The organism is Flintibacter sp. HCN-6482 (genome assembly GCF_037892565.1).
Lineage (GTDB): Bacteria > Bacillota > Clostridia > Oscillospirales > Oscillospiraceae > Lawsonibacter > Lawsonibacter aceti.
The window spans coordinates 266,331-284,518 of record NZ_JBBKBK010000001.1; the positions used below are offsets into that span (position 1 = coordinate 266,331).

Annotated in this window: 16 protein-coding genes; 3 read left to right on the forward strand and 13 right to left on the reverse strand. The window is 61.5% G+C overall.

The genetic code is table 11. The features are described from left to right. Positions 1-119 precede the first annotated feature (119 nt). A complete protein-coding gene (locus tag WKS99_RS01300; protein ID WP_340405199.1) occupies positions 120-3,197 on the forward strand; it encodes a tetratricopeptide repeat protein in 3,078 nt (1,025 codons plus the stop codon). 65 nt (positions 3,198-3,262) lie between these two features. Here the strand turns inward: WKS99_RS01300 and rnc are convergent, their stop codons facing one another. The 4 genes from rnc to WKS99_RS01320 all read right to left on the reverse strand — a co-directional run bounded on the left by rnc (position 3,263) and on the right by WKS99_RS01320 (position 5,656). Further along, the gene (gene rnc, locus WKS99_RS01305; RefSeq protein ID WP_147570614.1) at positions 3,263-3,937 is read right to left on the reverse strand and encodes a ribonuclease III; all 675 of its coding nucleotides are present in this window, start codon (positions 3,935-3,937) and stop codon (positions 3,263-3,265) included. Positions 3,938-4,019: 82 nt separating this feature from the next. After that, complete coding sequence (acpP, locus tag WKS99_RS01310) at positions 4,020-4,253, reverse strand: acyl carrier protein (protein WP_147570615.1); 234 nt, start codon at positions 4,251-4,253, stop codon at positions 4,020-4,022. Between the two features lie 111 nt (positions 4,254-4,364). Continuing rightward, entirely contained in the window at positions 4,365-5,405 is a 1,041-nt protein-coding gene (gene plsX, locus WKS99_RS01315; protein ID WP_147570616.1) for a phosphate acyltransferase PlsX, read from the reverse strand. Next, positions 5,402-5,656, reverse strand: coding sequence for a helix-turn-helix domain-containing protein (locus WKS99_RS01320; protein WP_340405200.1), 255 nt, complete (start codon positions 5,654-5,656; stop codon positions 5,402-5,404). Before WKS99_RS01320 ends, plsX begins: the two co-directional genes overlap by 4 nt. Before the next feature lie 73 nt (positions 5,657-5,729). Here WKS99_RS01320 and WKS99_RS01325 point away from each other — a divergent pair, with 73 nt between their 5' ends. After that, positions 5,730-5,933: a hypothetical protein gene (locus tag WKS99_RS01325; RefSeq protein WP_240287163.1), complete on the forward strand. Its 204-nt coding sequence runs from the start codon at positions 5,730-5,732 to the stop codon at positions 5,931-5,933. On the opposite strand, the gene trmFO is transcribed toward WKS99_RS01325, so the two are convergent. From trmFO to dprA, 3 genes are all read right to left on the reverse strand, one after another. Further along, positions 5,922-7,229, reverse strand: coding sequence for a methylenetetrahydrofolate--tRNA-(uracil(54)-C(5))-methyltransferase (FADH(2)-oxidizing) TrmFO (trmFO, locus tag WKS99_RS01330; RefSeq protein ID WP_340405201.1), 1,308 nt, complete (start codon positions 7,227-7,229; stop codon positions 5,922-5,924). The two genes, WKS99_RS01325 and trmFO, sit on opposite strands and share 12 nt — an antisense overlap. 92 nt (positions 7,230-7,321) lie before the next feature. Then, positions 7,322-9,718 (reverse strand): type I DNA topoisomerase, encoded by a 2,397-nt coding sequence (topA, locus tag WKS99_RS01335; protein ID WP_340405202.1) that lies wholly within the window; start codon positions 9,716-9,718, stop codon positions 7,322-7,324. 82 nt (positions 9,719-9,800) lie between these two features. After that, a complete protein-coding gene (gene dprA / locus WKS99_RS01340) occupies positions 9,801-11,018 on the reverse strand; it encodes a DNA-processing protein DprA (RefSeq protein WP_340405203.1) in 1,218 nt (405 codons plus the stop codon). Positions 11,019-11,102: 84 nt separating this feature from the next. Between dprA and WKS99_RS01345 the strand changes: the two genes are divergently transcribed. Beyond that, positions 11,103-12,329: an MFS transporter gene (locus tag WKS99_RS01345; protein WP_186852682.1), complete on the forward strand. Its 1,227-nt coding sequence runs from the start codon at positions 11,103-11,105 to the stop codon at positions 12,327-12,329. A 5-nt stretch (positions 12,330-12,334) separates the two neighbouring features. Here the strand turns inward: WKS99_RS01345 and WKS99_RS01350 are convergent, their stop codons facing one another. The 6 genes from WKS99_RS01350 to WKS99_RS01375 all read right to left on the reverse strand — a co-directional run bounded on the left by WKS99_RS01350 (position 12,335) and on the right by WKS99_RS01375 (position 18,045). Further along, on the reverse strand, positions 12,335-13,093 hold the full coding sequence (locus WKS99_RS01350) for a TrmH family RNA methyltransferase (protein WP_186852831.1): 759 nt from the start codon (positions 13,091-13,093) through the stop codon (positions 12,335-12,337). After that, positions 13,093-13,743 (reverse strand): potassium channel family protein, encoded by a 651-nt coding sequence (locus tag WKS99_RS01355; protein WP_147570624.1) that lies wholly within the window; start codon positions 13,741-13,743, stop codon positions 13,093-13,095. The genes WKS99_RS01350 and WKS99_RS01355 overlap by 1 nt, the downstream gene beginning before the upstream one ends. Positions 13,744-13,760: 17 nt before the next feature. Continuing rightward, positions 13,761-15,113, reverse strand: coding sequence for a TrkH family potassium uptake protein (locus WKS99_RS01360; RefSeq protein WP_340405204.1), 1,353 nt, complete (start codon positions 15,111-15,113; stop codon positions 13,761-13,763). A gap of 113 nt (positions 15,114-15,226) precedes the next feature. Beyond that, a complete protein-coding gene (gene lysS / locus WKS99_RS01365; protein WP_340405205.1) occupies positions 15,227-16,738 on the reverse strand; it encodes a lysine--tRNA ligase in 1,512 nt (503 codons plus the stop codon). A 34-nt stretch (positions 16,739-16,772) separates the two neighbouring features. After that, positions 16,773-17,246 carry a transcription elongation factor GreA gene (greA, locus tag WKS99_RS01370; protein ID WP_147570627.1) on the reverse strand — a complete coding sequence of 158 codons (474 nt, stop codon included), beginning with the start codon at positions 17,244-17,246 and terminating at the stop codon, positions 16,773-16,775. 118 nt (positions 17,247-17,364) lie between these two features. Beyond that, positions 17,365-18,045 (reverse strand): hypothetical protein, encoded by a 681-nt coding sequence (locus WKS99_RS01375; RefSeq protein ID WP_340405206.1) that lies wholly within the window; start codon positions 18,043-18,045, stop codon positions 17,365-17,367. Positions 18,046-18,188: the final 143 nt, after the last annotated feature.

Consider the following 18,188-nt stretch of genomic DNA (forward strand, 5'->3'; position numbering starts at 1 on the left):
CTGGTGCTGGCAGCCGCGTTGAGCCAAGGCTCATTTCGATGATTGTGGTTCCATGAGGGCGCCCACAGGCGTCCTCATGGCTTTTTTTCACTAAAATCTTTCATAGAGGGGGAATGGAAATGATAGAAGAAAAAAATGAGGACCGGCAGTCCTTTGACCAGGATGCTGTCATGGTATACATAGATCCCCAGCTGATGCAGGGGCTAGCGGACGTAGCCGCCCAAAAGGCGGCCAACTTTCAGGAGCTGCTGTCCGCCGCCCAGGAGGGCGATTTGGAATCCGCCTATCAGGTGGCCCTCAGCTACGCCAATGGCCGTGGCACCTCCAAGGATTCGGAGCTTGCCTTTCAGTGGTTCCAACGTGCCGCAGACGGTGACCACATCGCCGCCCAATACCAGTTGGGGGTGTGCTTCTTGCGGGGCATCGGAACGGAAGCGGATATCCCCAGGGGACTGGAGCTGATTACTTCTACCGCAGATCAGGACTACCTCCCTTCCGTCTGTGAACTTGGTCTGTGCTACGAGATGGGTACCGGGGTGGAGGAGAGCAAGGAGCGCGCCGCCGAGCTCTACCGTCAGGCCGCCCAGCAGGGGGACGCCAGGGCACAGTGCAACCTGGGCTTCTTCTACTACCGGGGCATCGGTGTGGAGGAAAGCGACAGCGAGGCGGTCTACTGGTTCTCCCAGGCCGCTGAACAGGAGTATCCAAGGGCCCAGTTCCTGCTGGGCGAATGCTATGACCTGGGCTTTGGTGTGGAGGCGGACATGGCCCATGCTGTGGAGCTGTATACCAAAGCCCACGATGGAGGGTATCCCCCCGCCACCTGCTCTCTTGGCCTGTGCTATGAGCTGGGCAAAGGCGTAGAGGAGGACAAGGAGCGCGCCGCGCGCCTCTATCTTCAGTCCGCCGAGGAGGAGGACCCCAGGGCACAATGCAATCTGGGCTTCTTCTACTACTGGGGCATCGGGGTAGAGAAGGACCTGGCACAGGCAGTCCTCTGGTTCTCCCGCTCCGCGGAGCAACAGTATCCCCGTGCCCAGTACCTGTTGGGACACTGTTACGAATTTGGCTATGGCGTTGAGAAGTCCTTGAAAAAGGCGGTGGCCCTCTATCAGGCCGCCCACCATCGTTCTTACAGTGACGGCACCTGTGCCCTTGGCCTATGTTACGAGCTGGGCACCGGCGTGGAACAGGACAAGGCCAAGGCGGTGGAGCTGTACCGCCAGGCCGCCCAGCAGGGCAACGCCCGCGCCCAGTGCAACCTGGGCTTCTGCTACTACCAGGGCATCGGCGTAGAGACGGACGACAAAACAGCGGTGGAGTGGTTCCAAAAGGCCGCCGACCAGGAGTATCCGCGGGCAATGATGCTGCTGGGTGAGTGCTATGAGAATGGCTATGGAATAGATAGGGATGCCGCGAAAGCGGTGGCGCTGTATACCAAGGCCCATGAGGCCGGACACCCTCCCGCCACCTGTTCCCTGGGACTGTGCTACGAGATAGGGACAGGCGTAGAGGTGGACAAGACCAAGGCCGTCCAGCTCTATCGCCAGGCCGCCGAGGAGGAGGACGCCCGCGCCCAGTGCAACCTGGGCTTCTGCTACTATCGGGGCATCGGGGTAGAGGCGGACGACAAGCAGGCGGCGGAGTGGTTCCAAAAGGCCGCCGACCAGAACTACCGCCGGGCCATCTACCTGCTGGGCGAGTGCCATGAATACGGCTATGGTCTGGAGAAGGACGTGAATCGGGCCATAGAGCTATACACTAAGGCCCACGAGGCCGGCTATCCCCCCGCCGCCTGCTCCCTAGGCCTGTGCTACGAGATAGGGACAGGCGTGGAGATAGACAAGGTCAAGGCGGTAGAGCTCTATCGCCAGGCCGCCCAGCAGGGGGACGCCAGGGCACAGTGCAACCTGGGCTTCTGCTATTACCAGGGCATCGGCGTGGAGGCGGACGACAAGCAGGCAGCGGAGTGGTTCCAGAAGGCCGCCGACCAGGACTACCTCCGGGCCGTCTACCTGCTGGGAGAGTGTTATGAGTACGGCTATGGCCTGGACAGGGACGAGCAACAGGCCGTAGCGCTGTACACCAGGGCACAGCAGGCGGGCTATCCCTCCGCCGCCTGTTCCCTGGGCCTGTGCTACGAGCTGGGCACCGGCGTGGAGATGGATAAGGCCAAGGCTGTTCAGCTCTACCGCCAGGCCGCTGAACAGGGGGACGCCAGAGCACAGTGCAACCTGGGCTTCTGCTATTATCAAGGCATTGGCATAGAGATGGACGACAGACAGGCTGTTGTATGGTTCCAGAAGGCTGCCGAGCAAAATTACCTTCGGGCGGTCATGCTGTTAGGAGAGTGCCGGGAAAACGGCTATGGTATCGAACGGGACATGGCCCAGGCTGTGGAGCTGTATACCAAGGCTCATGAGGGAGGCTATCCTCCAGCCACCTGCTCTCTTGGCCTGTGCTATGAGATGGGCCGGGGCGTGGAGCAGGACAAGGCCAAAGCCGCCCAGCTCTACCGCCAGGCCGCTGACCGCGGAGATGCCAGGGCACAGTGTAATCTGGGCTTCTTCTACTACCATGGCATCTCCGTGTCGGTCGATGACAGCCAGGCCGCCCAGTGGTTCCAAAAGGCCGCCGACCAGGACTACCCAAGAGCCCAAATGCTGCTAGGCGAGTGCTATGAAAATGGCTACGGGGTAGAGCGGGATATTACCAAGGCGGTGGAGCTGTATACCAGCGCCCATGAGCGGGGAAACGCAGCCGCCACCTGTTCTCTTGGCCTGTGTTACGAATTAGGCCGAGGCGTAGAGGAGGACAAGGGAAGGGCCGCCCAGCTCTACCGCCAGGCCGCCAACCACGGCAACGCGCGGGCCCAGTGCAACCTGGGCTTCTTCTACTACCACGGCATCTCTGTCAAGCAGGATTATACCAAGGCCGCGGAGCTGTTTCAACAGGCCGCAGACCAGGACAACGCTAGGGCCCAGTATCTGTTGGGCCAGTGCTACGAGCACGGTCAGGGCGTGGCCAAGGACTTGTCCCGGGCCATGGAGCTGTATCACCAGGCTGCGGACGGTGGAAGTAAGGACGCCAAGGAGCGGCTGGAAAAAGGCCACTCTGCCAAGGGGACCTCTGGACAGGAGGCTCCTAAACAGGAGAAGGGCCTATTGAAAAAGGCCCTCAAGCTGTTCAAAAAATGAGCTTCCATTTTTTCATCGGAATTGGAAACAATAGAAAAACGAGGCAGCTCTCGCTGCCTCGTTTCTCATTCTTTTTTTAAGGCCTGGATGGCGGCGTGGGCCGCCATCTGCTCTGCCTCTTTCTTGCTCCGGCCGGTGCCGGCGCCCAGAGGGGCGCCGTTCAGATCCACCTCCACGAAGAACCGCTTGTCATGGTCAGGGCCCTCCTGGCCGGTCAGCCGATACTGTAGGACCTGTCCACTCTCCCGCTGGACCAGCTCCTGGAGGGCGGTCTTGTAGTCCCTGGGCTTGGTCAGCCCGGCCACCTCCCGGCTTAGGATATACTTTTGGATGATCTTACGGGCCGATCCGATGCCTCCGTCCAAATAGACGGCGGCCAGCACCGCCTCCACAGCGTCGGCCTGGATAGACGGCCGGCGGCGGCCTCCGCCGCTCTCCTCCCCCCGACCCAGGCGGAGATACTCCCCCAGGCCCAACTCCTGTGCTACCTCTACCAGGCTCTCCTCGCATACCAGGGCGGCCCGTGTCCGGGTCAGCTCCCCTTCCGGCAGGTCCGGGTGGTTGCGGTACAGGTGGTCAGCCACCACCATCCCCAGGATGGAATCCCCCAAAAACTCCAGCCGCTCGTTGCTCTGGAGCTTTCCCCGGCTCTCATTGGCGCAGGAGCTGTGGGTCAGGGCGTTGTCCAGCAGTCCCCGGTCCTGAAAGGTATAGCCCAGCTTTTCCTCCAAACTTTTCATTCCAAACTCCTTCAAGGGGTCAGTCTTTCTGGCCCGTTACAAGGCAAAACTCCGCCTTCGGCGGAGTTTCGCGTTTTCTCGATCAGTCGACCTTGTTCTGCAGGAACCGAACCAAATCTCCAACCGTGGTGATGGAGGCAGCTTCCTCCTCCCCCAGCTCGTCGATGCCGAATTCTTCCTCCATGGCCATGGACAGATCCACGATATCTACCGAATCGGCGTTCAAATCGTCGGCAAAAGAGGTCTCCATCGTGATAGTGTCCGCATCCACATTGAATTGCTCCGCAATGAGCGCGCACAGTTTTTCAAAGATCATATCTCGGTGCTCCTTTTGTTCGTGCCCCAGGCACTTTTTCTGTCCTTACTATATGCAGAAACTTCCTTACTGTCAATAGGGTTTTCCCATTTTGTGCGTCTTTGTGTAAAATCATTCTTCTCCGTGGACCGCCGGCGCCTCCAGACGCATCACATCCACGTTGGCGGAAATGTTGTCTACGATGCCGGAGGATACGCACTGCCGGGCCTGGCGGACGGCGTTTTTAATGGCGTAGGCGTCGGAGGAGCCGTGGGCCTTGATAACGGGCCGGGAGATGCCCAGCAGGGCGGTGCCCCCTACCTCGTCGGAACTCATAATCTTCTTAAACTCCTTCAGCCCTCCGGAGACCAACAGGGCAGCCAGCTTGGTGGCCAGGTTCTTCTTAAACATCCGCTTCATCTCCCTGGCCAGGAACAGGCCGGTGCCCTCCATGGTCTTGAGGAAGATGTTGCCCGAGTAGCCGTCGGACACGATGACATCCACCGCGCCCTCCACTGCCTCCCGAGCCTCCACATTGCCTACGAAGTTGATGCGGCCGGCCTTGGACGCCTCCTCCAGCATGGGATAGACTGTGGTTTGAAGGGAGGTGCCCTTTGAGGGCTCCGCCCCGATGTTCAGCAGACCCACTTTGGGCTCTGGACGGCCTAGCACATGCTCGGCGTAATAGGAGCCCATGTAGGCGAACTGGAGCAGGTACTCCGGGGGACACTCGGCGTTGGCCCCACAGTCGATAAGGACAGCTCCCCCGTTTCCGGTGGGTACCACGGGAGCTAGGGCCGCCCGGCGGATACCCTTGATGCGCTTGACCACCAAAGTGGCTCCAGCCAGCAGGGCGCCGGTGGAGCCGGCGGACACGAAGGCGTCTCCTTCTCCGTTTTTCAGCAGGTTCAGCCCCTGGGTCAGAGAGGAGTCCTTCTTCTCCCGGAAGGCGGTGGCCGGGTTGTCGCACATCTCCACCACCTCGCTGGCGTGGGCGATCTCCACCCCGGCGGGCAGGTCCTTGATCCCGCTCTCCTCCATCACCTTCAGAATCTCCTCCCCGCGGCCCACCAGGATAATATCCACGCCGTATTCCTGGTTGGCCTGGATGGCGCCCAGCACAGGGGCCTTGGGGGCGTTGTCGCCGCCCATGGCGTCTACGATGATCTTCATACAGTACCTTCTTTCTTTTCCGGGTCCAGTGGTCTGGCCTCGTCGGTAAGGCCCGGCAGATAGTCCGCGGACACATTGTAATGCCTGCAAATGGCGGCCAGTTTGTCAAAGGAGGTCGCCTTACGGCCATTTTCTATATCGCTGATGGAAGCCTGTGTCGCTCCGATTGCCTCTGCCAGATTCTTTTGCTGTTCTCCACGGCCTTTTCTCAGCTTCTTCACTCTTATGCAAAAAATGTCCTTATGAAGCATGGGCTCCCCACTTGGCAAAATATATCTTTTAGCATTATTATATTTCTATCAGCATTTTAATGGCGGCATCATTATGAATCAATACTTGGAGAATCTCTATAATTGGGAAACTGACCAGGCCCATCTGAATTTTGGCCGCGATGGGGAGTATCAGTCCTCCCTCGCCCAAGCGGAAACACTTTGGCCGTCCGCCGGGTATGACGCAGCCTTCGATGGGCGGCGAGACGAGCCCCTTCGGTGCGCTGATCGCTTGCAGGACAAGCGGTCACGGCTCTAAATTCAATTTCCCCAGTGCCTCCAGAGCCCGTTTGGAAATTTCAGCGTTTTTGTTCCGTTTCCCCTTTACCCGGTAGCCCAACTGGGGGATCAGTCCGAAGTTGATATTCATTGGTTGAAAGTTTACCACACTTGGGTCGCTGATGTAAAGAGCCAGGGCGCCCATGGCCGTCTCACGTGGGAAGTTGACAGGCTCCTTGCCCTCCAGCCGGCGGGCAAGCTCGATGGCTGCCAGGGCTCCGGAGGCGGTGGATTCTACATAGCCTTCCACCCCGGTGATCTGTCCGGCAAACATCAGCCGCTCCTGACCCCGGACCCGATAGTAGCGGTCCAACAGCCGGGGCGAGTCCAAAAAGGTGTTCCGATGCATCACGCCATAGCGGACATACTCGGCGTCTTTCAAGGCAGGGATCATGGAGAACACCCGCTTCTGCTCTCCCCACTTCAAATGGGTCTGGAAGCCCACGATGTTATAAATGGTCCCCTGGGCATTGTCCTTGCGCAGCTGGACCACGGCAAAGGGCTCCTTCCCCGTTTTAGGGTCTTTCAGCCCCACAGGCTTCAGCGGACCGTAGCACAGGGTATCCCTCCCCCGCCGGGCCATAACTTCCACGGGCATACAGCCCTCGAACACGCCCGCATCCTCAAACCCGTGGACCTCCGCCTCCTGGGCGTGGATCAGTTCCCGCCAGAAGACGTCGTACTCCTCTTCCGTCAGGGGGCAGTTGATATAGTCCGGGGTCCCCCGGTCATACCGGGAGGCAAACCAGGCGCTGTCCATATCCACGCTCTCGAAGGTGACCAGGGGGGCGGCGGCATCAAAGAAATTCAGGTATCTGCTGCCGGGAAACAGCCGGGAAATGGCCTCCGATAAGGCCTCTGATGTCAATGGGCCGGAGGCGAGGATGACGTTCCCCGCCTCCGGGATCTCTGTGACCTCCCCTTCCACCACTGTGATGTTGGGATGGCTCTTGATCCTCTCGGTGATGGCCTGGGCAAAGGCGTGACGGTCCACCGCCAAGGCACCCCCCGCCTCCACCCGATGCTCGTCGGCGCAGGACATGATGAGCGAGGAGCACCGGCGCAGCTCCTCCTTCAGCAGACCCACCGCGTTTTCCATCTGGTCGGAACGCAGAGAGTTGGAACACACCAGCTCCCCAAAATACTCCGTATGGTGGGCGGGGGTCATTTTTTGGGGCTTCATTTCCCGCAGCTCCACGGGGATGCCCCGCCGGGCCAGCTGCCAGGCCGCCTCGCTCCCCGCCAGCCCGGCGCCGATCACAATAACAGATTCCATGGGTACCTCCTGGGTGCTTGTCTATCCTTTCGATAGCGGTGTGCTGCCCCCCTCCGTCATGGCTATGCCGGCTGAGGGGGGCACTTCTACGCCTATCCTTCGGCTTTTTCAGCCCCAGATTTCTTGGCCGTAGACTTCTTCGCTGTCGTTGTTTTCTTCGCGGCTGTCTTTTTGGCAGTGGCCGTTTTTGTGGCGGCTGTCTTTTTGGCAGTGGCCGTTTTTGTGGCGGCTGTCTTTTTGGCAGTGGCCGTTTTTGTGGCGGCGGTCTTCTTAGCCGCTGTCTTTTTGGCCGCCGGCTTCTTCTCCGCCTTCTCCTCCCCGGTGTCGGCGGAGTCGGCCGGCTTGGGCTTCCAGCCTCCCCGTTTCTCCTCCGGGGTAAAGTTGGAGCACACCTCGTTGATGCAATAGGGCTTTTTGGCGCCCTTGCCTGGCTTTTTGAACATGGTCCAGCCACAGACTGGGCAGTTGTCCTTCACCGGCACATCCCAGGTCATGAAGTCACACTTGCGGGCCTCGTCCTTGCTGTTCACCCACTCACAGCAGTAGTAGGTGTACTGCTTGCCTGTCTTTTTGCTCTTTCCCGTCCGCTTGAGCAGGCGGCCGCCGCATTTGGGGCACTTGCCGGGCATCTCCACCACCAGAGGCATGGTAAAGTCACACTCCGGCCAGCCGGGACAGGCCAGGAATCGACCGAAGCGGCCGGATTTGACCACCAGGTTCCGGCCGCACTGGGGACAAATCTCCTCCGACACCTCGTCAGGCACCTTGATCCGCTCCCCGTCCAGCTCCTGCTCGGCCTTATGGAGCTCGGCGGAGAAATCGCCGTAAAAGTCATTCAGAAGGGCCTTCCAGTTCACATCGCCCTCCTCCACCTTGTCCAGCCGCTCCTCCATCTGGGCGGTGAAGGCATAGTCCACAATGTCGTTGAACTTGTCTTTCATCAGCCCGGTGACCACCTCCCCCAGAGGGGTGGGACGAAGGGCCTTGCCCTCCTTGACCACATACTCCCGATTCAGGATGGTGGTGATGGTGGGAGCGTAGGTGGAGGGCCGGCCGATGCCCTTCTCCTCCAAGGCCCGGATCAGGGACGCCTCAGAGTAGCGGGCGGGGGGCTGGGTAAAGTGCTGGTCCTCCTTCAGCCCCCGGCAGTCCAGGGGCTCCCCCTCCTTCAGGTCAGGCAGGGGGGAGGTCTTCTCCTCCTCGTCCTCGTCCTTCCCCTCCTCATAGACGGCGGTGAAGCCGGAGAACTTCAGGCTGGAGTGGCTGGCCCGGAAAATATATCCGCTGTTCTCCACGTCGATAGACAGGCTGTCATAGACGGCGTTTGCCATCTGGCAGGAGAGGAACCGGCTCCAAATCAGCTTGTACAGCTTGTACTGCTCGCTCGTCAGGTCCTTCTTGATCTCGTCCGGGACCAGGGTGACATCAGAGGGGCGGATGGCCTCGTGGGCGTCCTGGGCGTTGCCCTTGGCCTTGAATCGCCGGGTCTGGGCGGGGTAATATTCCCCGCCGTACCGATGCAGAATAAAGTCCTTGGCGGCTGCCAGAGCTTCCTCCGACAGGCGGAGGGAGTCGGTACGCATATAGGTGATGAGGCCCACGGCCCCCTGTCCGGACAGTTCCACGCCCTCATACAGCTGCTGGGCGATGGACATAGTACGGGCCGGGGACATATTCAGCTTGCGGGACGCCTCCTGCTGGAGGGTGGAGGTGGTGAAGGGCGGGGCGGGCTGGCGTGACTTCTCCTGGCGCTTTACCTTGGCCACGGAGAAACTGCCCTGCCAGACAGTGGCCAGCACCTGTTCGGCCTCCTCCCGGCTGTGGAGCTCCATTTTCTTGTCCCGGCCGTGGAATTGGGCCTTAAAGCTGCCCAAATTGGGGGCGACGCGGGCCAAATCGGCCTCGATGGACCAGTACTCCTGGGGGACGAAGGCCCGGATCTCCTCCTCCCGCTCCACCACCAGCCGGGTGGCCACGGACTGGACCCGCCCGGCGGACAGGCCCCGGCGGATCTTCTTCCACAGCAGGGGGGACAGCTCATAGCCCACGATCCGGTCCAGGATGCGGCGGGCCTGCTGGGCGTCCACCAAGTCCTGGTCAATGGCCCGTGGGGCGGCGATAGACTGGTTGACCACATTCCGGGTGATCTCGTTGAAGGTAACCCGGTAGGTCTTGTCATCCGGGATGCCCAGCAACTCCTTCAGATGCCAGGAGATAGCCTCCCCCTCCCGGTCCGGGTCGGTGGCCAGGTAGACACGGCCGCTCTTCTTGGCGGCTTTTTTCAGGTCACTGATAACATCCTCTTTGCCCTTGATGGGCTGGTAGTCGGGAACAAAGCCCTTCTCGATATCCACGCCCAGCTTGCTCTTGGGCAGGTCCCGGACGTGGCCCATAGACGCCTTTACCTCATAGCCCGGCCCCAGGTATTTGCCGATGGTCTTGGCCTTGGACGGGGACTCGACGATCACTAGATCCGTTTTATTTGGCACGATTGGAATACCTCCAAATTAGATGATGGAAAAATCAAGGGAACATTCCGCTCCCGAAGGTCACATGGAATCAGGGTGGGGGCTACTCCTCCAGCCGCATCAGGGAGATATACCGCCTGCCTGGCCGCTCCTCCAGCGCCCCCTGTATCTGGAGCATGGTCAGGGCGGACAGCACCCGCTTGGCCGGGATCTGGGTCAGCTCCACCAGTTGGTCCGGCGACAGGGTCCTGTCCTCCAGGGCGTTGAGGAGGGACAGCTCATCGTCGGTGAACCGCTCCCGCTGCCCGCTCCGGGGGATAAACTCCCGGCTGGGTACTTCCTCCAGGGCGGGATCAGTGCGGCGCTTTTCCTCCCTATCCTGGGCCAGACTGTCCAGCCGGGCCTGCGCGGCCTCTGGCGTCAGCGGGGCGGAGGCCGCCAGCCTTCTGGGGAAGCGGGCCCAATACTCGGATAGAATGTCGCCGCCACAGGTGACCAGCTTGGCCCCCTGCTGGATCAGGTAGTTGGTCCCCTCGCTGAGTGGGGCATCTAGGGGGCCGGGGACAGCAAAGATGTCCCTGTCCTGCTCCATGGCGTGGTTCATCGTGAGCATGGTGCCGCTCTTTTTCCTGCACTCCACCGCCAGCACACCCAGGGAGAGGCCGCTGATGATCCGGTTGCGCTGTGAGAAGTGGCTTCCCTTGTGGGGTGTGCCAGGAGGATGCTCAGAGATCAGGGCCCCGGCAGCCGCCACATCCTCATACAGATAGCGGTGTTCCCGCGGAAAGGGCACATCCACTCCGCCGGCCAGCACGGAAACCACCGGTCCCCCGCCCTTCAGGGCACCCTTAACAGCATGGCAGTCTATGCCTTCAGCTATACCGGATACCACCAGAGCGCCGCCCGCCGCCAGTTCCATCCCGAACCGCTCGGCATACAGCGTCCCATAGGCGGTAGCCTCCCGGGCGCCCACCACACCGATGGCCGCCTCCTCATCAAAGTGGAAGGACCGCCCACGAATGTAGAGGATCACGGGCGGGTCAGCGATCTGCCGCAGGCGGCCGGGGTAGTCGGCGTCCTGCAACGTCATAATACGTACGCCCAGCCGCTCACAGTCCGCCAAAATTTCCTCCGCCCGGTCCGTGCCTTTGTCCAACAGGCTCCTTTTAGCAGCAGCGGGGAGAGGAAGAAAGTCATATTCCTCCGGGTCTGCGTAATAGGCCCGCTCTGGAGTGATGAAGTGCTCCAACACCCCCAGCACTCCCGCTGGGCCCAGATCATGGCGGGTGGTAAGCCAGATCCAGTATCTCAAGGCCGACATTCTCTCATCTCCTTCACTCCGGAACTTTCCCTTTACAAATCTCCTCTCCGGCGCTATTGTATAGGCAGGGGAGGGAGTTTTTTCATGAAACGTCCACATTACGCCTGGATGGTCTGTCTGGGCAGCGCCCTGGTCCTGTTTTCCACCATCGGACTGGGTGTCAATGTCTTCACCATCTACCAGCCCGAGATCATCCTGGCCAATGGTTTTTCCAATGCGCAGGGCTCCTGGATCACCACCACGCGCAGTCTGTTCATCCTGGCCGCTCTGCTGACAGTCAATCAGCTGTGTCAGCGGCTCGGACTGCGTCTGGTCATGACCCTGGGGGTGGTGCTGCTATCCCTGTCCTACTTCTGTTTTGGTCTGGCCACCAGCTTTTTTACTTACTGTCTGGCCGCCGCCCTGACCGGGCTTGGCTACTGCTATGGGGGCATGGTCCCCCTCTCTCTGGTCATCGGCGCCTGGTTCCGAGACCGGCGTGGGCTGGCCCTGGGGCTGGCTTCCGCGGGCAGCGGGGTATCCACCATCTTTGCCCCTGTCATCATCACCTGGATCATCCAGCATCAGGGCCTGCGGGCCGCCTTTCTGTGGGAGGGGGCCTTTATCCTTATCACCGCTCTACTGGCCTGGAAGCTGATCCGAAACACCCCGGCAGAACTGGGGTTGGAGCCCTATCATCTGGGGGGAGAGGACGATCCTCCGCCCCCGCCCAGACAGGCCCCCCGAGGGATGCGCCGGTCTTATCTGCTCCTGATCCTTTTCGCCGCCTTTTTAGTAGGCGGCCCTGGGGGCCCCGGTTTTTCCCATCTGACCGTGCTCTACACCAGCGAGGGCTACGATCAGGCCCTCATCGCCGCTCTAATGTCCTATGCCGGACTGGCCATCTGTATCGGCAAGATTCTCTGTGGCCAGGTCTATGACCGGATGGGCAGCCGGTGGGGTAACTACTATTCCTTCGGCTCACTTCTGGGAGCCTTTGTTCTTTGCTGTCTGGCCCCTCTGGGCGGCCTCGCCCTCCCCTTTCTGTCCATCACACTATTGGGAATGGGGCTACCTGTTTCCGCTGTGTCCCCCTCGGTGTGGGCCGCTGATCTGTCCTCGGACAGCACTTATGGCAAGTACGTGCGTTCCATCACCATGTCCTATACAGCGGGGGTCCTTCTTTTTGGCCCCCTGCCCGGCATCCTTGCAGACCGGTTTGGCAGCTATGTGCCGGCCTATGCGCTCTTTGCTGTGACCCTGGCGGCCGCGGCCCTGATCATCCAAGTCATTTACCACTGTCTGGGGATCGGCGGCCGGCCGCCGCGTTGAGAAGATCACCGCCCCATCTCCCACAGGACGATAGAGGCCGCCACCGCCGCGTTGAGGGACTCGCACCGCTGGCGCATGGGTATCTTCAGTGTCTTTTCACATCGCTCCAGCAGAGGACGGGACACTCCCCGCCCCTCACTTCCAATCACCACGGCGGACCGGCTCAGGTCCGCCGTTTTGATGTCCACCGTATCCTTTCCCAAGGCGGTGGCGTACAGGGGCAGCTCCGCCTTTTTCAGCAGCCCGGCCAGCCCATCCGGGGTCACCTCAAAGACCGGCAGACGGAAGCAAGCCCCCATGGAGGCCCGAACGACTTTGGGCCCATAGGGGTCCGCGCATCCGTTGACCAGCAGCAGGCCGTCCGCTCCCAGGGCGTCCGCGGTCCTCCAGATGGTGCCTACGTTACCAGGGTCCTGAACGCCGTCCAGAACCAGATACCGCCTCCCCTTCAGCTGCTCTGGCGGGTCCGCCGGAGGCAGGGCGGCCAAAAACAGCGCGCCCTGGGGCGCCGCCATTGGAGAGATGCTCTCCATCACATCTCCAGGCACCTGCACCGCCCGGACCTCCTTGGGCAGATCAGGGGGCTCTACCCCGTCGGCGAACACTGCCGCAGTCAGGGGCGCGCTCCACCGCAGTGCCTCCTCCAGCAGTTTGATCCCGTCTCCCAGATATTCTCCCTCCGCCTGCCGTTCCCGCCGCCCGCCAGAGGCTAGGCGGCGAATCTTCATCAGCAGGGGGTTCTTCCGGCTCGTAATCCGCTCCATCATCTTCTCTCCAACCGGTCGATATCCGCATTGCTCCCCAGGATCACCATACAGTCATCCTGCGCCTGGAACACATAGTCCCGGCCCGGTGAGATGGTCATGCGCTCTCCCCGGCGCACCGCGATTACGGTAACCCTCCACTTGGCCCGGATATCCAGCTCCAGAATGGACTTTCCCACCCAGTCCTCCGGTACCAGCCGCTCCACAATGGAGAACTCGTCAGACAGCTCGATAAAGTTTAAAATATCACCGTTGGCCAGGCTCCGCGCCAGCCGGATGGCCATCTCTTGTTCCGGGAAGATCACCAGATCGGCCCCGATTTTCTCCAGCACCTTGCGGTGGACCATGCTGTTCGCCTTGCCCACCACGCGGGCGACCCCCAGCTCCTTCAGGTTCAGCACAATGAGGGCGCTGACCCCTACATCCGCGCTGGCGGCTGCCACGGCGCAGTCAAAATTCCGAGCCCCCAGGCTTCGCAGCACCTCCGGGTCCCTGGCATCCCCCACGACACAGTGGGTCACCTGGTCTGCCACCGCCTGAACTCGTTCCGGCTGAATATCCACCGCCAGCACCTCGTGGCCCTGAGCGCATAGCTCCACTGCCAGTGAGGCACCGAAGCGGCCTAATCCAATAATCAGAAAACTTTTCATGCGGCCCTCCTCCCCGCTTACCCGATCATCACGTCAGTAGCAGGGTACGAAATCTTATGTTCTGCCTGTTTCCTGGTCAGGAAGGCGATGGAGAAGGACAGGATTCCTACCCGGCCCAGGAACATCAGGGCGACCATCAGCAGGGCGCTTCCCACCGTCAGCGACGGGGTGATTCCCATAGTCACCCCCACCGTCCCCATGCCGGAGGCCACTTCAAAGGCCGCCTGGACAAAGGGCACCCGGTCCATCAGAGAAAGCGCCATGGAACCGGTCAGGAACAGCAGCAACACCGTCAGCGCCAGGGTCATGGCGTCCATCACCCGCCGCTGTGGAATGGTCCTGTGGCGGAACACCACCTCCTCCCGCCCTTGGAGGCCGTCCCGCAGGGCCAGCAGCAGCACCCCCATTGTGACCGTCTTGAGTCCTCCGGCCGTGGAGCCCGATGAGCCGCCTATCAGCATCAGGATGATGGACAGCACCGCGGAGCTGTCCCGCAGGCCGGCTTGGTCAAAGGTGGCATACCCCGCCGTTCTCAGGGTCACCGACTGAAAGAGGGCGTTCAGCGGCCGCTCCCAGACGGGCATCGCCCCCAGTGTAGCTGGGTTGTCCCACTCGGCACAGCAGAAGAACAGGGTCCCAAGCCCAATCAGCGCCACAGTGATCCCCAGCACCATTTTGGAATACAGCCGCAGCTTACGCCAGCACCTGGCATCCAGCAGGTCCTCCCATACAAAAAAGCCCAGGCCCCCCACGATGATAAGGGCCATGATGGTCACCATCACCAGCAGGTCCCCCCGGAAGGCCGCCAGGCTGCTGTAAGGTCCGCTGTACCCGCCGAACAGATCAAAGCCGCCGTTACAAAAGGCAGAAACACTGTGGAATACAGAGAACCACAGCCCCCTACCCAGTCCGAAAATGGGGACAAATCTTGTGGCCAGCAGCGCCGCCCCCAGCCCCTCGGCCAGAAGGGTGCCCATCAGGGCGTGACGCACTACCCGGACCACTCCGGCCACCCCGCTCATATTGAGGGAGGAGGCCATCCTCATCCGCTGGGCCAGTCCGATCCTCCGGTGGAGGGCGAAGGGCACCAGGGACATGAGGGTGACAAAGCCCAGGCCGCCCAGCTGCAACAGCACCAGTATCACCCCCTGGCCGAAGGGCGCCCAGTGCAGCGCGGTATCCACCAGAACCAGTCCCGTAACACAGGTGGCGGAGGTGGCGGTAAACAGGCATACCAGCCAGGGGGTGGCCTGTCCGTCCCAGGCGGCGATGGGCAGCCGGAGCAGCAGCGCCCCCAACAGAATAATGCCCCCAAAGCCCAAGACGATGTACCGGGTGGGGTTCAGCTTTTTTCGCGCCAGGATATCCACTCGCAACGGCTCCTTTTTCCCAGTCAACGCCTCCCCTGGGGCGCCCTATGGCCGCCGGGAGGTGCAGAAAGGCATACCAATGGGGGCGTCCCATTGGTATGCCGGCCGCAGTTTCATTCCAAAGGCTTCATAGTGGGGAACAGGATGACCTCACGGATGGAATCGGAGCCCGTCAGCAGCATGACGCAGCGGTCGATGCCGATGCCCAGGCCGCCCGTGGGGGGCATCCCGTACTCCAGTGCGGTGAGGAAATCCTCGTCCATCATGCCGGCCTCGTCGTCCCCCTTGTCCCGCAGCTCCACCTGCTTCTGGAAGCGCTGGCGCTGGTCGATGGGGTCGTTGAGCTCGGAGAAGGCGTTGCCCATCTCGCTGTGGCAGATGAACAGCTCAAAGCGCTCGGTGAGCCGGGGGTCGGCGGGAGAGCGCTTGGCCAGGGGGGACACGTCTACCGGGTGCATGGTGATGAAGGTGGGCTGGATGAGCTTCTCCTCCACCCGCTGGTCAAAGCACTCGTACAGGGCGTTGCCCCAGGTCTTGTCCGCCGTCTCGGGCAGCTCCACCCCGATGGACTTGGCGGCGGCCACGGCCTCCTCGTCGGAGGAAATGGTCATAAAGTCGATGCCGCAGTACTTCTTGACGGCCTCGTGCATGGGCATACGGGGCCACCCGGGGGTCAGGTCGATCTGCTCCCCCTGCCACTCCACCTGGTAGGTGCCCAGGATCTTCTGGGCGGCGGAGGACAGCAGGTCCTCAAACAGGTCCATCATGTCGTTGAAGTCGGCATAGGCCTGGTACAGCTCGATGGTGGTGAACTCCGGGTTGTGCTTGGGGTCCATGCCCTCGTTGCGGAAGATGCGCCCGATCTCATATACCCGGTCCATACCACCCACGATGAGCCGCTTCAAGGGCAGCTCGGTGGCGATGCGCATATACATATCGATGTCCAGGGTATTGTGGTGGGTGATGAAGGGCCGGGCGGTGGCGCCGCCAGAGATGGTGTTGAGCACCGGGGTCTCCACCTCCATATAGCCCCGGCCGTCCATAAAGTCCCGGACGTGCTTGATGAACTGGGAGCGGATGATGAAGTTGCGCTTCACCTCCGGGTTGACGATCAGGTCCACATAGCGCTGGCGGTAGCGCAGCTCGGTGTTGGTCAGGCCGTGGAATTTCTCCGGCAGGGGCAACAGGGACTTGGAGAGCAGGGTCACCGTGACCACACGGACGGACATCTCCCCCCGCTGGGTGCGAAAGACTACGCCGTGGACTCCTACGATATCGCCGATGTCATACTTCTTAAAGCGGTTATACTCCGCCTCATCCATCTCGTCCTTCCGGGCATAGAGCTGGATGCGGCCGGACTTGTCCTGCAGGTCACAGAAGGACACCTTGCCCATCCCCCGCTTGGACATGAGCCGGCCGGCGATGGCCACCCGCTGTCCCTCCAGGGAGTCGAAGTTGCCCTTGATGTTGGCGGAGTCGTTGTCCACCACGAACCGGGTGATCTGGAAGGGATCGTTCCCCCCCTCCTGGAGCTCCTTCAGCTTGTCCCGGCGGATCTGCAAGAGCTGGGAGAGGTTCTCCTCCTGGGGGGCGTTCTGGTTGTTCTTGTTATTCTGATCGGCCATATCGCCAACTCCTATCCTCTGTATCTTGGAAAAATTACCGCTCCACCTTCAGGATCTTATACTCTACCGGACCGGCGGGAGCGTCCACGGTGATCTCATCCCCGGCGTTCTTGCCCAGCAGGGCCTTGCCGAAGGGGGAGTCCTCGGAGATGGTGCCCTTCATGGGGTCGGCCTCCTGGGAGCCCACGATCTTATAGGTCTCCTCCTCCCCGAACTCCTTGTCCAGCACAGTGACGGAGGAGCCCATGCGGATGTAATCGCCGCCGTCCTCCTCCTCCTCGATGACCACATAGTTGGACAGGATCTCGTCCAGCTCGGCCATGCGGGAGTACAGCTTTCCCTGCTCGTTCTTGGCCTCGTCATACTCGCTGTTCTCGGACAGGTCGCCGAAGGAGCGGGCCTCCTTGATGAGCTCCGCCACCTCCTTCTCCCGGACGGTCTTCAGGTAGCTCATCTCATCCTGTAACTCCTTGAGCCGCTCCGGGCTCAACCGATACTCTTTTGCCATGATACCTCGCACACCTTTCCAAGGGCGGCCCACAGCCTGCCGGGCCGCCATACATTATAATAAAGAAATGGGCACACTGATGCAGTATGTGTCATTATAAGTGCTCCATTCCCCGCTGTCAAGTGATTTTTAGCTCTTCTTTGTTCAGCCGCCCGAACTCATACAGGGCGGCCAGCAGGTCCAGGTCCTCCCGATCCCCCTCCTCCAGGCGGGGGGCCGACAGGGACAGGCCCGCCAGGTCCGGGGTATGTCCGTAGAGCTCCAGGGTGGGCTCCTCCCCCCTGCTCCCATCCGGATGGAAGCGGAGAGCCGCCTCTCCCCCCTCGCTCCGGGGCAGGATGGGCACGCCGAACTCCCCCCGCAGCCACCGGGCCAGCTCCTCCCCCCCTTTGGGCGCGTCGATGACCAGGTGCCGGACCTGGGAACAGAGGGCTACGGCCGCGCGGGTCATCTCCCAGTCCGCCCGCGCCCCCCGCAAGACCACGGTGGACCGGTCCGGCGCCGCTCCCCTCCGCTCCAGCAGAGCCAGCGCCAGCTCCGGCGACTGGGCCCGCAGGAAGGGCCCCGGGTCCACCGGCGCCAGCCCATACTCCGACAGCAGGGGCCAGCAGGAAAACCCCCTGGGGGCCAGCACCCGGCGGGCTCCTCCCCGAAACAGGGCCCTTCCCGCTCTCTTGACCCGCCGCTCCCACCAAAAGCTGTCCATATCAGCCCGCACCCGCAGCACGGGCAGGCCGTAGAGCCTCTCCCGCTCCCCCTGTTTGGGCCCGCCCGAGCCGAATACCAGTTGTCCGATCATATCCCCACCTCCTATGGGCAGGATATGCGGGACAGCCCGGGGATATGGTTCGCGGCCCCGTCTTTGTTCGATCTGTTCCCGGTCCCCCCCTTCCCAGAGGGGAAAAGCCGCCCGGCATCCGCCCGTGATCAACGGGGAAAGAG

Excerpts from the sequence above, each read along its gene's own strand:
- WKS99_RS01300 (WP_340405199.1), top strand. The coding sequence starts at position 120 with ATGATAGAAGAAAAAAATGAGGACCGGCAGTCCTTTGACCAGGATGCT.
- rnc (WP_147570614.1), bottom strand. The coding sequence starts at position 3,937 with ATGAAAAGTTTGGAGGAAAAGCTGGGCTATACCTTTCAGGACCGGGGA.
- acpP (WP_147570615.1), bottom strand. The coding sequence starts at position 4,253 with ATGATCTTTGAAAAACTGTGCGCGCTCATTGCGGAGCAATTCAATGTG.
- plsX (WP_147570616.1), bottom strand. The coding sequence starts at position 5,405 with ATGAAGATCATCGTAGACGCCATGGGCGGCGACAACGCCCCCAAGGCC.
- WKS99_RS01320 (WP_340405200.1), bottom strand. The coding sequence starts at position 5,656 with ATGCTTCATAAGGACATTTTTTGCATAAGAGTGAAGAAGCTGAGAAAA.
- WKS99_RS01325 (WP_240287163.1), top strand. The coding sequence starts at position 5,730 with ATGAATCAATACTTGGAGAATCTCTATAATTGGGAAACTGACCAGGCC.
- trmFO (WP_340405201.1), bottom strand. The coding sequence starts at position 7,229 with ATGGAATCTGTTATTGTGATCGGCGCCGGGCTGGCGGGGAGCGAGGCG.
- dprA (WP_340405203.1), bottom strand. The coding sequence starts at position 11,018 with ATGTCGGCCTTGAGATACTGGATCTGGCTTACCACCCGCCATGATCTG.
- WKS99_RS01345 (WP_186852682.1), top strand. The coding sequence starts at position 11,103 with ATGAAACGTCCACATTACGCCTGGATGGTCTGTCTGGGCAGCGCCCTG.
- WKS99_RS01350 (WP_186852831.1), bottom strand. The coding sequence starts at position 13,093 with ATGGAGCGGATTACGAGCCGGAAGAACCCCCTGCTGATGAAGATTCGC.
- WKS99_RS01355 (WP_147570624.1), bottom strand. The coding sequence starts at position 13,743 with ATGAAAAGTTTTCTGATTATTGGATTAGGCCGCTTCGGTGCCTCACTG.
- lysS (WP_340405205.1), bottom strand. The coding sequence starts at position 16,738 with ATGGCCGATCAGAATAACAAGAACAACCAGAACGCCCCCCAGGAGGAG.
- greA (WP_147570627.1), bottom strand. The coding sequence starts at position 17,246 with ATGGCAAAAGAGTATCGGTTGAGCCCGGAGCGGCTCAAGGAGTTACAG.
- WKS99_RS01375 (WP_340405206.1), bottom strand. The coding sequence starts at position 18,045 with ATGATCGGACAACTGGTATTCGGCTCGGGCGGGCCCAAACAGGGGGAG.